12 protein-coding genes are annotated in these 15,204 nt (G+C 56.2%); 6 read left to right on the forward strand and 6 right to left on the reverse strand.

Annotated elements, in window-relative coordinates:
• Positions 1-73 precede the first annotated feature (73 nt).
• Positions 74-1,060 (reverse strand): autoinducer 2 ABC transporter substrate-binding protein, encoded by a 987-nt coding sequence (locus RAL91_RS03095; RefSeq protein ID WP_306259613.1) that lies wholly within the window; start codon positions 1,058-1,060, stop codon positions 74-76.
• Between the two features lie 229 nt (positions 1,061-1,289).
• On the opposite strand from RAL91_RS03095, the gene RAL91_RS03100 reads away from it, so the two are divergent.
• Genes RAL91_RS03100 through RAL91_RS03125 form a run of 6 tightly spaced genes read left to right on the forward strand, consistent with a single transcriptional unit; the run spans position 1,290 to position 7,958 of the window.
• Entirely contained in the window at positions 1,290-2,264 is a 975-nt protein-coding gene (locus tag RAL91_RS03100) for a sugar-binding transcriptional regulator (protein WP_306259616.1), read from the forward strand.
• The gene (locus RAL91_RS03105; protein ID WP_306259618.1) at positions 2,264-3,112 is read left to right on the forward strand and encodes a sugar phosphate isomerase/epimerase; all 849 of its coding nucleotides are present in this window, start codon (positions 2,264-2,266) and stop codon (positions 3,110-3,112) included. Before RAL91_RS03100 ends, RAL91_RS03105 begins: the two co-directional genes overlap by 1 nt.
• A 38-nt stretch (positions 3,113-3,150) precedes the next feature.
• On the forward strand, positions 3,151-4,149 hold the full coding sequence (locus RAL91_RS03110; RefSeq protein ID WP_306259620.1) for a thiamine pyrophosphate-dependent dehydrogenase E1 component subunit alpha: 999 nt from the start codon (positions 3,151-3,153) through the stop codon (positions 4,147-4,149).
• A gap of 5 nt (positions 4,150-4,154) precedes the next feature.
• On the forward strand, positions 4,155-5,138 hold the full coding sequence (locus tag RAL91_RS03115; RefSeq protein ID WP_306259621.1) for an alpha-ketoacid dehydrogenase subunit beta: 984 nt from the start codon (positions 4,155-4,157) through the stop codon (positions 5,136-5,138).
• On the forward strand, positions 5,135-6,406 hold the full coding sequence (locus RAL91_RS03120; protein ID WP_306259623.1) for an acetoin dehydrogenase dihydrolipoyllysine-residue acetyltransferase subunit: 1,272 nt from the start codon (positions 5,135-5,137) through the stop codon (positions 6,404-6,406). The genes RAL91_RS03115 and RAL91_RS03120 overlap by 4 nt, the downstream gene beginning before the upstream one ends.
• A 58-nt stretch (positions 6,407-6,464) precedes the next feature.
• Positions 6,465-7,958: a ribulokinase gene (locus tag RAL91_RS03125; protein WP_306259624.1), complete on the forward strand. Its 1,494-nt coding sequence runs from the start codon at positions 6,465-6,467 to the stop codon at positions 7,956-7,958.
• 129 nt (positions 7,959-8,087) lie between these two features.
• Here the strand turns inward: RAL91_RS03125 and fdhF are convergent, their stop codons facing one another.
• The 5 genes from fdhF to RAL91_RS03150 form a co-directional block, all read right to left on the reverse strand.
• Positions 8,088-10,874 (reverse strand): formate dehydrogenase subunit alpha, encoded by a 2,787-nt coding sequence (gene fdhF, locus RAL91_RS03130; protein ID WP_306259626.1) that lies wholly within the window; start codon positions 10,872-10,874, stop codon positions 8,088-8,090.
• The gene (locus RAL91_RS03135) at positions 10,874-12,562 is read right to left on the reverse strand and encodes an NAD(P)H-dependent oxidoreductase subunit E (RefSeq protein ID WP_306259628.1); all 1,689 of its coding nucleotides are present in this window, start codon (positions 12,560-12,562) and stop codon (positions 10,874-10,876) included. Before RAL91_RS03135 ends, fdhF begins: the two co-directional genes overlap by 1 nt.
• 162 nt (positions 12,563-12,724) lie before the next feature.
• Positions 12,725-13,264, reverse strand: a complete 540-nt coding sequence (locus RAL91_RS03140) for an AAA family ATPase (RefSeq protein WP_306259630.1) — start codon at positions 13,262-13,264, stop codon at positions 12,725-12,727.
• 4 nt (positions 13,265-13,268) lie between these two features.
• A complete protein-coding gene (locus RAL91_RS03145) occupies positions 13,269-14,177 on the reverse strand; it encodes an ROK family protein (RefSeq protein WP_306259632.1) in 909 nt (302 codons plus the stop codon).
• Positions 14,161-15,066, reverse strand: coding sequence for a tagatose-bisphosphate aldolase (locus tag RAL91_RS03150; protein ID WP_306259634.1), 906 nt, complete (start codon positions 15,064-15,066; stop codon positions 14,161-14,163). The genes RAL91_RS03145 and RAL91_RS03150 overlap by 17 nt, the downstream gene beginning before the upstream one ends.
• Between the last annotated feature and the right edge of the window lie 138 nt (positions 15,067-15,204).

Here is a 15,204-nt window from a genome sequence, read left to right on the forward strand (position 1 = left end):
GTAACTTTTTTTGAGGAGTAATAGTGAAATGCGGTCGGGGCAGCCAGACGGCCGCCCCGCGCATTATACATGATCAGAAAGGATAGTCTGCCATGTTTGCCTTGTTTACGTTCACCCAGGCTGAGCCATAGATAACCTTGCCATCGAGCGTAATATTCTCGTAGCCGGGCAGTCCAAGATCCATACCGTCAGTGACGGTTCCGCCATCCATAACCATAACTGCAAGTTTGTTCATGGCTTCACCGGCAACTGCAGGATCCCAGAAACCGATGCCGTCGACAGCACCTGTATCAAGATACTGGCCAGCGATTGACGGCAATGAGGTGCCGAAGATGCATGTGTCATCTTCTTTGCCGCGCTCTTCGATTGCACGGCCAATACCTGCCACATCGGTGGAAGCAGACCCCTGCATACCCTTGATATTGGGGAATGCACGCAGAACTTCCTGCGCCTTGGTGTAGGCTTTCTCAGCATCATCAGCAGTTTCGTTCTTGTCGCCGACGAGTGTCATGTTTGGATAGTTTGCCTTCTGGTGTGCAATGCCACCATCAACCCACTGATTATGCGTCTGTGAGGTCAATGAACCAACAAACACTGCATATTCGCCTTCGCCGCCCATGCATGTTGCCAGTTGTTCCATCAGATTGGCACCGAAGTCTTCATTCACGAATGCTTCGAGATCGTAATTTGTATTTTGCTGAGCTGCAGCTTCGTGCGTGATGACAATGATGCCTGCATCCATTGCGCGTTTGAGCACAGGCTCAAGAGCTTCCGGTGACATGGGAACCACAGCAAGCGCATTCACGCCCTGTGCAATCATATCTTCAATCAGGGCAGCCTGCTGCTGTGGATCGGCCTGTGCGGGCCCGACCTGGAATGCGTTGTTGCCAGATTCTTCAGCAAACTTTTTAACGCCTTCTTCCATCCGGTTGAACCATTGAATGCCAGCAATCTTTACAACTGTGGCAATGTCTTTGCCGCCGGTATGGCTGGCGGCAAAACCTGACAATGCCGTTCCAGCTACCAGTGCACTGGCAAGCAGTATCGTACGTTTTTTCATAGTAATTTCTCCCTTAATCCGCCGCAGCGGACTGAATTTCTCAGGACCCGAAAATACGGTGCCTCACCTCCAGCAGCTATCGTGTTGCGTATCTTTTACAAAATCAGCGTGCGGTGCTGAAACGCCGCTTTGCAACACTTGTGCATTGACTGCACACATGTGACTATATAACGAAGAAAGGCGCGGTCAAGGCATTTATGAGGATCGGGCAGGGAGGTAAAAATCCGACATGTATGCAGGCAAGCGTCAGGCAGATAACGAAATAGCGCAGGCGGCGTGGCTCTACTATGTTGGAAATTTGAGCCAGCAGGAAGTCAGCGAACATCTCGGCATTTCACGCTTCAAGGTGTTGCGTATGCTGGCTGATGCGCGCGAGCAGGGACTGGTGCGCATATCGGTGGAACACCGCACATCCCGTACTCTTGCATTGGCCGACCGGCTGGCTGAGGCCTTTGATTTGAGCGAGGTGCAAGTTGCGCCCGTGCCAAGTGATGTTCTGGATGACAGCTATAGCCGCGCCGCAGTGGGCATGCTGGCAGCAGGCTATCTGGCGCGCATCGCTGCAACCGAAACCCCGGTAACGGTGGGCGTCGGTTGGGGCCGCACGCTGTCCGCGATGGCCGATAATGTAACGGCGGTCACAAACCAGAATCTTACCTTTGTATCGCTCATGGGGTCTGTCACCCACGCAACCCATACAGCCCCTGGCGACGTTTGTGTGCGCCTGGCTGCGCAAACCGGCGGGCGGGCTCTGTTACTGCCAGCGCCGTTTGTCACCGACAGTGCCAGCGCCTGCGAAATGGTCATGTCACAGCGTCTGGTTGCCGAAGCGCTCACCGTTGCGCGCAAGGCGGATCACGCATTGATGAGTATTGGCGAATGCCGTGAAGGTGCGATCCTGTTCGAGAGCGGAATTTTCAGTGAGGAACAACTCCAGCAATTGCTGGACGCTGATGTGGTTGGCGATTGCTGCGGCGTTTTTTTCAAGGCCGACGGATCTGTCGCTGACATTGAATTAAACCGCAGCACGCCTTGCGTGAAACCACAGGAATTCACCGGCATGGATGCTGTTATCCTGGCCAGCGGCAAAGGCAAATGCGCAGCAACACTGGCGGTCTTGCGCGGAGGGTTTGTCAACCGCTTGATGGTGGATGAAGCGCTGGCGGTATTGTTATTGGAAAACGTCGAAGCAGGAATGAATTGATGGAAGGTTTTGGCGTGCATACCAGCATGTGGACGATGTCGTGGGACCGTCCGGGATGCGAGAAGGCGGTTGCGAAGGCGGCATCCTACGGTATGGATTTTCTGGAAATTGCCCTTCTTGATCCCCCATCGGTGGATGCTGAACACAGTCGCAAGACGCTTGAGGCGCATCACATGCGCTCGGTCTGTTCTCTGGGTCTTCCGCAAGAGGTATGGGCCTCTCACAACCCCGACGGGGCCGTTGATTTCCTCAAAATCGCGCTTGATAAATGCGCCGCGATGGGCTGCGAAGCCCTGTCTGGTGTCGTCTATGGCGGCATTGGCGAACGCAGTGGAAAGCCGCCAACCCAACAAGAGTTGGACAATGTTGCCGACGCGCTGACGCGTGCTGCAGCCTACGCCAGAACCCACGGCCTCCTGTTTGGTATTGAGCCGGTCAATCGCTATGAAACGCATCTCATAAACACCGGTTGGCAGGCGGTCGACATGATCGAGCGCATCGGTGCGGACAATATGTTCGTGCATCTGGATACCTACCACATGAACATCGAGGAAAAAGGCATTGGGCAGGGTGTCATCGATGCGCGCGAGCATCTGAAATACATCCACCTTTCAGAATCTGATCGCGGCACACCGGGTGCCGGCACGATTGGTTGGGATGAGATTTTCGCGGCTCTGCGGGCAATCGATTTCAAGGGCGGACTGGCGATGGAAAGCTTTATCGACATGCCGCCGGAAATGGCTTTCGGGCTGTCGGTCTGGCGGCCGGTCGCATCGGGCGAAGCCGAAGTAATGGAAAACGGTCTGCCGTTTCTACGTAACAAAGCAAGGCAATACGGATTGATATGATAGATGCCAATAACGAAGCTGCGGGCAAAAATTCTTTGTTGGCTGATTTTTATCGTGAGATGCGCCGCGTGCGCACCTTTGAAGAGCGTGTCGGCGAATTGTTTGTGCGCGGACAATCGGCAGGCTCAATGCTGCATTTGTCGATTGGCGAAGAAAGTGCGGCGGTCGGTGTTTGCGCAAATATGCGTGACGGCGACACGTTCACAACCCACCATCGTGGCCATGGCATTTTTCTGGCGCGCGGGGCGGATCCAGCGCGCATGATGGCGGAAATTGCCGGCAAGGAAGCCGGTTATTGCCACGGCAAGGGTGGCTCAATGCACATCGCGGATATGGGCCTTGGCCATTTGGGTGCCAATGCGATTGTCGGTGGCGGTATTCCTGCGGTGGTTGGTGCAGGTCTTGCGGCGCGCAATCGCAAAACAAATGCCGTTTCATTTGCCTTTTTTGGCGATGGCGCGACGGGCCAGGGCATCCTCTATGAAAGCATGAACATGGCCGCCCTTTGGAAGCTGCCCGTCATGTTTGTCTGTATCAACAATCAGTATGGCATGGGCACGCGCATCGATCAGGCAACTGCAAATCCCAACCTTCATGAACGTGCCGAGGCATTCGGACTTGCCGCACGCACCGTTGATGGGTTGGATGTTGAAGATGTGAACGAGGCCGCAGCCGAATTAATCGCAGGTGCACGGGCCGGTCAGCCCGCATTTTTGGTCATCGATTGTTATCGTTTCTACGGCCACGCCCGCAAGGATAAATCGCCGTATCGCGACGAGACTGAGGAAGCCGAAGGACGCATGAAGGATCCGGTCACGCGCGCGCGTGAAAAACTCATTGCGTCCGGCATGATGAGTGAAGACGCACTCGACGCATTGGACGCCGAAATTGCAACGGAAATGGACGCAACCATCGATTTCTCCATAGCTGAAAAAGAACCTCAACTGAACTCGATGTACCGCGATGTCTACGCGCCGGGAGAACCGGAGCCTGAACCGGTGCGCACCCGGCTTGAACGTGTTTTGGCGCGGGAGTAGGGGCTATGGCACAGATCGAAACCAATTATCGCGACGCTTTGCGTCTTGCCCTGACAGAAACAATGCAAGAGGACGACAATGTCATCATCATGGGTGAAGAGGTTGGCCGCTATGGCGGTGCCTACGGCGTTACCAAAGGACTGATAGATGAATTTGGCGAGAACAGGGTCATTGATACGCCCATCTCCGAGGCGGCGATTGTCGGTGCTGCGGTCGGCGCTGCAATGGCCGGGCTGCGCCCTGTGGCCGAGCTTATGTATGTTGATTTCATCGGCATGACGATGGATCAGCTTGCCAATCAGGCGGCCAAAATCCGTTATATGTTTGGCGGGCAGATCGGTGTTCCCATGGTTCTGCGCACCCAGGGCGGCACGGGCCGTTCGGCAGGCGCGCAACACAGCCAGAGCCTTGAAGCCTATGTCATGCACACGCCGGGGCTACGGCTTGCAATGCCGTCAACCGTCGATGATGCCTATCATTTGCTGCGCCAGGCCCTGAAGCAGCCAGACCCGGTTGTGTTTATCGAACACAAAGGGCTTTACACAATGAAAGGTACATTGGACACCGATGTGGAGCCCGTCGGTTGGGGCAAGGCGCGGGTGATGCGCGAAGGTGCGGATATTGTCATCGTCAGCTATTCGCGACAGCTCCATCATGCACTTGCAGCCGCTGAAACCCTTGCCAAGGAAAATGGTATTCAGGCGGCAGTTGTTGATTTGCGGACACTTAATCCACTGGATTTTGATACCATCCGTCCGCTTGTGGAACAGGCGGGGCGTGCCATGGTCGTCTCAGAAGGCACGATGACCTCCGGTGTTGCTGCAGAGCTTGCAGCGCGCATCACCGAAGAATGTTTCGATTTCCTTGAAGACCCGGTCGTGAGGGTGGCCGGTGAAGACATTCCGATATCCGTGTCTCCGCTCCTGGAAAAGCATTCGGTACCGACGCCTGAATTTATCACTGACGCCGTGCGGATGATGCTGAAATGAACGCGGTGACACAGGTCAAATTGCCGATGCCTCGCCTTGGCGAGACGATGGAACAGGGCACAATTTCAAATTGGCTGATCAAACCCGGCGATGATTTCGCGCGGGGCGACCCGTTGCTGGAACTGGAAACCGACAAGACGCTTGTGGAATATCCAGCGCTCGGCTCCGGCAAATTGATCGAAACATTGGTCGGGCCCGGCGATGTCGTGGATGTGGGCGCACCCATCGCCATCATAGAAACACCGGATATGTGGGACAGTGTCGCTGATACGCCAGAATCTCCAGAAGCACCAGAAGCGGCAGAAGCGCCAGAGACAGCAGCTCCGATAGACAAACCTTCAACGCTCAGCACAGTGCCAGATCGCGAAATTGCTGGCGTGCGGGCAACGCCGCTGGCACGGCGTCTGGCGCGCAAGGGCGGTGTTGATCTTGCTGATGTTAAAGGAACAGGTCGACGTGGGCGCGTCGAAGCGCGGGATGTTGAATCTCATCTTGAGACCGGCGCATCTTCATTGTCGTCTGCCCGGATCAACCGCACCGGCGCAAACGATCTGAGCACTGTAATATTCATTCACGGTTTTGCCGGCCTTGGTTCCAACTGGGCCGCGTTGCGCGCAAGCCTGCAGAAAACCGGCCCGCAAAAAACCGGCCTGAAGACGATCGCACCCGACATGCCGGGCCACGGGCAAAACAGTGCAGAGGCAAACGGCGTTGAGGATTGTATCTCATGGCTCGAAACATTGCTGAACGAGCAAGACGGACCCGTGCATCTTGTCGGACATTCGCTCGGCGCACATGTTGCCACTCTTGCCGCGGGCCGTGCGCGTTCAAAAGTTGGCCGTTTGACATTAGTTGCACCAGCTGGATGTGGTCATGAAATCAATGGCGACTTCCTGCATGGCATGGCACACGCCCATTCGGCAGGCGAATTGGCGCATCTGCTTCGCCTGCTTGGTCCAAAGGCTTCGAAATTGCCGGCGGATGCCATCGAAACCATGTCGAATGAACTGGCCAAAGGCCGTTTGATCACGCTGGCCGATGCGGTCGCGCGCGGCAATATGCAGTGCATTGACACAATTTCGGCAGCCGGTGAGCTGAGCCAGAACATACCGGTCACAGCAATCTTTGGGGTCGCTGATATGATTATTCCCAAAGAGCATATGTTTAATATGCCACCACGGGTCAGCTCGCATATCGTTCGCACAGGACACATGCCGCAATGGGATTCACCAGCCCTGCTGGAAAAATTGATCCTGCAGACTAGCTGACTGACTAACTTATTGACTGGCTAACTGACGTGGCCGCTATCTATTGGGAGGAAAACAGATGGCATATTTTCTGACAGCCGATGGTGGCACCGAAAGCCTGCGCACGCGCATCTACGACATCGAAGGTCATTGCGTTGCCTCGCATGCAGAACCTTACGATACGAATTTTTTGCCCGGTGCACGTGCTGAACAGCAGCCCGAAGACTGGTGGGACTGCCTGTGCAAGGCAACCCGCGCCAGCCTGGCCAAAGCCGGATTGAAACCGGATCAAATCGAAGCCATGGCCTGTGCCACCACATGCTGCACCGTTGTCGCGCTGGATGGCGCTGGCAATCCGCTGCGTCCGGCTTTGATGTGGATGGATGTGCGCGCGTCCGATGAGGCCGCAGCGGTGCTGGAGACCGGCGATGAGCGCCTGAAATTCAATGGCAATGGCAGCGGACCGGTCTCTGCGGAGTGGATGATTCCAAAAGCCTTGTGGATCAAGCGCAACGAACCGGACATCTACGATAAGGCCGTGACCATCTGCGAATATCAGGATTTTCTGACGCTGCGGCTGACAGGTGAGCGCTGTGCGTCGCTGAACAATGTCGGCCTGCGCTGGCACTATGATAACCGGGATGGCGGCTGGGCGGAAACACTGGTCACCAAACTGGGGATGGCTGATCTTGTTGAAAAATGGCCGTCACGCGTGGCAGCGCCAGGTGAAGTGGTTGGCAATCTGACGGCACAAGCAGCTGAGGCCCTCGGCCTGACCACACAAACAAAACTGGTGCAAGGTGGTGCCGATGCGCTGATCGGCATGATCGGCCTTGGCGTCTACCAGCCCGGTCAATTGTGCATGATTACAGGGTCCTCTCATCTGCAATTTGGTGTCACAGAACAGTCGTTTAACGCCAATGGCATGTGGGGTGCCTACCCGGATATCGTTTATCCGGATCGTTACATCATTGAGGGCGGTCAGACTTCGACCGGGTCGATTATCAATTGGCTGAAGCGCTTTGTCGGCGGCGAGATGGACTTTGAGGACATGAACCGCAAGGCGGCGCTACTGCCGCCCGGATCGGAAGGCCTTGTGGTGCAGGACCACTTCCAGGGCAATAGGACACCCCATACGGATGCCTTGTCACGCGGTGCTATCACTGGACTTACGCTTGCGCACGAACCACATCACGTGTTCCGCGCCATTATCGAGGGCATCTCTTTTGGCACCCGCGCCATTCTGGATGCCTTCGCCAGGGGTGGCTATCAGGGCACCGAAATGGTTGTCGGCGGCGGCGCAACCGGCTCTGATTTGTGGATGCAGATCCATGCCGATGTGGCCGGTATCCCACTGCGCATTCCAGCCTCAACTGACGGCCCATCCCTCGGCTCGGCCATACTGGCCGCACATGGAGCTGGACATTTTGCCACCATCGATGAAGGCATCGAGACCATGGTCAAACCTGGACGGCTGATTGAACCGGACCCAAAAGCCACACTGGCCTATGACGAAATCTACCAAAAGTACCAAGCCCTTTATCCAGCGCTCAAAGGCGCTCTTGATGCCTAGGCCTATGCTGTTTGCTCGAAAACACACCCGGCGATAGAGGCCAGATGAGAGTGGATTTTTAGCTCTCAGCAATCAAGAAAGTTCAGTGCCACAATAGTCGGTACACCAAACCAGCTTTGGCGATGCAGCCTACTCTGCCGCTTCCAGCGCATCCCCGCGTTCGATCTTCGCAGCACAGAATTTGAATTCCGGGATTTTTCCGAAAGGGTCAAGCTTTGGATTGGTCAACACATTGGCGGGGCTTTCATTGAAGCAGAAGGGCATGAAAATCATGCCATCGGCCACTTCACGATCAGCGCGCAACATGGCTGAGACCGTGCCACGCCGGGTTTCCACATTGACCCTGTCGCCAATGCTCAAACCCAGGCGCTCGATCTCGCGCGGGTTCATGGCCGCAATTCCTTCCGGTTCAATCGCGTCAAGCACGCTGGCGCGGCGCGTCATGGCGCCAGTGTGCCAGTGCTCCAGCAATCTGCCCGTTGTCAGCACCATGGGATACTCTGCATCAGGCACTTCGTCCGGGGCCAGCAGATCAGCGGGCACCAGTTTGCCACGTCCGTCCGGGGTTGGAAAACCGTCGACGAAAATCACCGCATTGCCGGGCTTATCTTCGCTGTCTGCCGGGTAGGTGACGCAATCTTCCCTGGTGAGGCGTGACCACGGAATGTTGGTCAAGGACGGCATCACGCTCATCATCTCGGTGTAAACCTCGCTGACATCTACATAGCGCCAGTCAAGGCCCATGCGATCAGCAAGATCGACAATGATATTCCAGTCCTGGCGGGCCTCTCCCGGCGGGTCCAGCGCTGGTCGGCCAAGTTGCACCTGGCGATTTGTGTTGGTGAATGTACCGAGCTTTTCCGCATGGGCGGACGCGGGCAACACCACATCTGCATGCCATGCGGTTTCGGTCAGGAAGATATCCTGCACCACAAGATGCGTCAGCTTTGCCAGCGCCGCCCGTGCGTGATTTTGATCCGGGTCAGACATGGCCGGGTTTTCACCCATTATATACATGCCGTGAATTTTATCGGCGTGCACCGCATCCATAATTTCAACGACGGTCAGCCCGCGTTTTTGATCAATCGTGCGGCCCCAGACATCTTCAAATTGCTCGCGGATGGGCGCGCTTTCAACGCTCTGATAATCCGGCAAAAACATGGGAATGAGCCCGGCATCAGACGCGCCCTGCACATTGTTCTGGCCACGCAGCGGGTGCAGCCCTGTGCCCTCGCGGCCAATCTGGCCTGTGATCAACGCCATGGCAATCAGGCACCGCGCATTGTCCGTGCCATGGGTGTGCTGTGAAATGCCCATGCCCCAGAAAATGAGAGACCGGTTGGACGTCGCATAAAGCCGCGCCACAGCACGCAGCGTATCGGCGGGTATGCCGCAAACCTCTGCCATCGCCTCCGGTGCAAAGTCCTTGACCTTGTCTTTCAGCGCATTGAAGCCGGACACATTGGCCTGAATATATTGCTGGTCGTAGAGTTGCTCTTCGATAATCACATGCAGAAATGCGTTCAGCATGGCCACATCAGTGCCGGGCTTGAACTGCAGGGAATGCTCCGCAAAGCGCATCAAATCCTGCTGGCGCGGGTCTATGACCACAAGCTTTGCGCCGTTCTTCGCCGCCTGTTTGAAATAGGTGGCAGCCACCGGATGGTTGGTTGTGGGCCGTGCGCCAATCACAATAATGCAGTCTGCAACCATCGCGTCTGTAAAAGGCGCAGACACGGCTCCGGAGGAAACACCCTCCATCAGCGCTGCGACAGACGAGGCATGGCAAAGCCGTGTGCAATGATCGACATTGTTCGTTCCAAACCCCAGGCGAACCAGTTTCTGAAACAGATAGGCCTCTTCATTGGAGCCCTTGGCTGAGCCAAAACCCGACAGCGCATCGCCGCCATGGGCTTGTTCAATCGCCATCAGGCCTTCGGCGGATTTGGCCATGGCTTCTTCCCATGTGGCTTCTCTGAAAATGTCTGAAACCTTCATGAAACGCATGTCGATGTCGCCGCGTTTTGGCGCGTCATCGCGGCGGATCAGCGGCTTGGTCAGGCGCTCATCGCTCATTACATAATCAAATCCAAAGCGGCCTTTGACGCAAAGCCGGTTTTCATTGGCCGGCCCGTTACGCCCATCCACCTGAACGATCTTGTTGTCTTTGACATTGACGATGGTCTGACAGCCAACACCGCAGAACGGGCACACACTATCGACTGATTTGTCAAAGTCACTGATCACCCGTTTTTTGCCAGCTGTATCCATCAGTGATTTTTCAAACAGGGCACCGGTCGGGCAGGCCTGCACGCATTCGCCGCAGGTCACACATGTCGACAGGCCCATCGGGTCATGAATATCGAAGACCGGAACAGTACGCGCTCCGCGTCCGGCCATGCCGATCACATCATTTACCTGCACTTCGCGGCAGGCGCGTACGCACAAGCCGCAGGCAATACAGGCATCCAGATTCACAGCAATGGCGGGGTTGCTGATGTCATTGGTATCAGCGCCGTCTTCAAATTTGCCGGGCAACCGATCAGAACCAGAAATGCCAAACGTGTCCGCCCAATTCCAAAAAGCGCTTTGATTATCCGCTGTTTCATCGCGCTCAGGCATATCAGCGGCCAGCAGTTCAAACACCATGGCTCTGCTTTTTTCTGCGCGCTCTGTGGCAGTATTCACAACCATGCCGTCGGTCGGTTTGCGAATGCAGGAGGCAGCCAGTGTGCGCTCGCCATCAACATCCACCATACAGGCGCGGCAATTGCCATCAGCACGGTAACCGGGTTTGTCCAGATGGCACAGATGCGGAATATCCACGCCTTCGCGCTTCGCAACCTGCCAGATTGTCTCGCCTTCATTGGCGCTGACAGTTTTGCCATTGAGGCTGAAATTGATTTTATCAGACATCACAATTCATCCCTGAAATATGTCAACAGATGATTGACCGGATTGGGTGCCGCCTGACCCAGACCACAGATCGATGCATCACGCATGACAGTCTCCAGATCCCGAATTGTCTCTTCATCCAGTTTGCCTTTGGCGCGCAGAAGTTTTGCCAGCTTTTCTGTGCCGCCCCGGCAGGGCGTGCATTGCCCGCAGCTTTCATGAGCGAAGAAATCAATCAGATTAATCACGGCGTCTTTGACGCTGTCATTTTCAGACAGGATTACCACGGCATGTGATCCCACAAACGCACCGTGCTGGAACAGATCATCGCCAAAATCCAGCGGGATCGCATCCATTGAGGCGGGCAGAATACCGCCAGATGCGCCACCTGGCAGATAGGCTTTGAAACTGTGCCCCTCTGCCATGCCGCCACAATGCTCTTCAATCAGTTCACGCACGGTGATGCCAGCCGGGGCAAGCTTGACACCCGGCTTGGCCACACGGCCGGAAACAGACCAGGAGCGCAGTCCGGGATGACCCGGTTTGCCCTGGTCGGCAAACCATTGCGGCCCGTTTTCAACGATGTCGCGAATCCACCACAGCGTTTCCACATTGTGGTTCAGCGTTGGTCTGCCGAACAGACCCACTTCGGCAATGTAAGGCGGGCGGTGGCGTGGCAGCCCGCGCTTGCCTTCAATGGATTCGATCATCGCGCTTTCTTCGCCGCAAATATAAGCGCCAGCGCCGCGCCGCAATTCTATGAATCCGGGTTCAATAATGCCGGCGTCTTCCAGCGCAGATATCTCGGTGCGCAGGATTTCCAGCACGGCGGGGTATTCATCGCGCATGTAAAGATAGATGCGTTCAGCGGCGACACAGTGGGCTGCAATTAACGCGCCTTCAAACATGCGGTGCGGATCACTTTCCAGATAATGCCGGTCTTTAAAGGTTCCCGGTTCCCCTTCATCGCCATTAATGGTCATAAGCCGTGGCGCCGGATAGGCTTTGACAAATCCCCACTTTTTACCAACGGGAAAACCGGCGCCACCAAGCCCGCGCAAGTTTGCCTCGCCCAGGGTTGAAATCAGCGCGTCGGTTTCAAGTTCTCCGTTTTTCAAACGCTCCAGAACCCGGTATCCACCCAGGTCGCGATAGGCTTTCAGATCCACATGATTTGGCACCAAGACATCTGTGTCGCCATTGTCAGCCATGGTCAGCAGTTGCGCCGAGTCCGCATGGTCCACTTCCCGGTTGCCGATGCGCGCCGCAGGAGCAGCAGCGCAACGACCCATGCAGGGCGCGCGCGCTATTCGGATTTGAGTTTTGTCCGCAGTGTCTTCCAATTGGGCTATCAGCGTCTCCGCGCCAGCCATCATGCAAGACAGGGATTCACACACGCGGATGGTCAGCGGCGCAGGCGCGTTCTCGCCCTCACGCACAATATCAAAATGATCGTAGAACGAGGCCACCTCATATATTTCGGCCTGGCTCAGTTTCAACTCCTCGGCCAGCGCTCGCAAATGCGCGGCTGACAAGCAGCCATGGCGATCCTGTATAAGGTGCAGAAATTCGATCAGAAGGTCGCGCCTGCGTGGCGCATCGCGCAATAAATCCTGCACGTCAGAAAGCGCTGCCTCATCCAGTTGACGGCCCTTTGGCTTTGCGTTGTTTCGCCGCCCGGCCTGTTTGGTATCAACTTTGTTCAGCACGTCGAACTCCCGGTCAAATCAGCCTGTTCCATCGGTACACCACTATTATACCAACAGGAATAATTTGTCTGAAACATCTTGATGGATCACATACTGCAAGCACATATCGGGTCTGAGCAATAGCCCAAAACAGCGCTTCAGAAATGGCGGTGCTTCTGCACCCTATATCAACTCTTGGATAGCGTCGAAAAGACCTGGATCAATCGGATTCTCCGTGTCGACCTGTAGCACCGGACCCAGGGACATGGGGCGTGCACGCCCGGCCAATTCGAACAACTCGTCAGCGTAGGTAGATGGCAGGTGCCCGGCATGGCGTGTCTGCGCGCGGGCGCGATAGCGCGCCGCTGCAGTTTCGGGCGAGACCGCACACCAAACCTCGATGACCCGCTCAATCCCGGCGCGCGCCACATGCTCGCGCAGGACGTCTTTGGGCTCGAACCCGTGCCAGGCATCGATAATGGGAACAAGCGATGCGGGAAATGCTGCAACGGTGTTGAAAATCGCGTGATAGCTGGCCCTGCCGAGCATGCGATTATGGGCGCGATCACCTGTGCCAACATGCACGAAGAGGCCTTCCTTGATCGTATCAAGCGTGAGTGGAACAGCCGCAACGCCCCGGTCTGTCAGTGCCTCAACCAGCGCTGCCGTCACGGTCGATTTTCCACTGGCTGGAACACCGTTCACGATGATCGCTTGCTTCACCGGTCTACTCCGCTTTTGTGGGAGCATGCGCTGCAAGGGCACAGAGCCCCGCGCCAATAACACCCGCATCGTCACCCAGAAGGGCCGCTTCGATCGGTAAGTTGAACCATTTGTCCTGTTTGGGCAAACGCTCAAGCGCGCGCGTCATGTCAACACCCAGCCCGCCTCCGATGATCACCAGCCGGGGGTCGGCAACCGAAACCAGCGTTTCAATGGCGCGCAAAAACGGGCGCGCCCATTCGTTCAAAAGGTTGGTTGCAGCATGGTCGCCTGCCGACGCGCGCGTATGCAAATCTTCAGCGCGACTTGTATCGGGAAGCCCTGCCTTGGCGATCAGCTGTCCCAGGGCCGTGCCCGAGCTTAGGGTTTCCACACAGCCAATCCGGCCGCAATTGCACAGCGGTCCGTCAGCAGACACGACGATATGGCCGAATTGCCCTGCTATGCCACCGCCATACCATGGCGCGCCGTTTTCCAGTGCTGCACCACCAATACCGGTGCCGACGGTCAACATCATGATCAATCCGGTTGCGCCATCCGGCCGGGCATAGCCTTCTGCAAGAAGGGCCATCGTGGCATCGTTTTCGATTCGGGCAGGTAGCCCCGTTTCGCGGGTAATCATTGCGGGCAGATCCATGCCTGCAATATCAAGATATCCAGCGGACTTAATGGTTTGGGCGGTCCCGTCGATCCGGCCCGGAATGCCGATGCCGACCGCCCTGGAACTGTCATCACGCGCTGCGTTGATCAGTCTGATGATTTGTGCAGAAAATCCGTCCCGGTCCTGTCGAACCGGTTCCGAAACCCGATTCTGCAGGGTGCCGCCCAAGGCACCTCCTTGGGCAATGCGCGCGACGCGAATGCGGGTTCCGCCCACATCCACGCCGATGGCGGTGTCAGCCACGCGCAGCATGATCGTCCAAAATGGCCTGAATTTCGCGCAGGCGCTTACTGGCAATATTTTCCAAACGGTCCTCGCAGGTAGCCGCATCCAGAGAAATGCAGTCTTTCCATAAAGCACGTCCGGCAATCACACCAGATGCGCCATTTTCCATTGCAGTTGCCACCTGACCGATAAAGGTCTCGTGATCAACACCGGCAGACAACACCGCCCAGGGAACACCATTACAATGATCAGTGATCTGCTTGCAGGCCTCGGCATTGCCAGGGAATGGCAATTTAAGGACTTTGGAACCAAGTTCCAGCGAGATCCGGGCACTTTCCACGATCAGGCCGGGGAATGCCGCGGCGTAATCGGCTTCAGATTCGCCATCCAGGCTATAGGTCAGAATTTCGACCACCAGAAGCAGGTCTTCTTGCGCGAAATCTGCAATGCAATCCCGGATGATCTGAATGTTGACGTCGTTCGCTTCCGGGCGGTCAGGGCGCAAATAGACCATCAGTTTTGCGCCGGTGCCGCCCAGTTCCCGCACGCGGCGGGCTGTCGTGCCGGGCACCAGCTTGGAAATACGATAGCCATTGGCATCGGTGTCCCAGCCCGACGCATCCAGCCCGACCAGCAACCCTGTATCGCGTGACAAAACTTTATCATCAACAACATCGGGTACTGCACAGACTGCATCCAGCAACACGCATGACGCCTTATTGGCAAGGTGGCTTACGATGCCGGCCTTCACCACGCCAAGGGTCGCTTCGTCGATGGCGGCCTGAGCCTCGGGTGTGTCTGCAAGCACTTTGCGCATGCCGCCACGTTGGTCGCAGGCGACGACCATCATCAAGCCATTAGCGCCACAAATCTGCTGGTAGCCGCGCCACTCTGACGTTGTCATATTTAATTTCATGCGGAGTGATCCTCAAATCAGAATGTTGTTGTGCGCGCTGCCGGAGCAACGTGTCGAATTAAAACCATAGGATGCAATGAGGGGGTAAAACTGGTTCGCGATACTGCCCCTGACCATACGATCACCTTTGAAGGCCGG

The organism is Pararhizobium sp. IMCC21322 (genome assembly GCF_030758295.1).
GTDB lineage: Bacteria > Pseudomonadota > Alphaproteobacteria > Rhizobiales.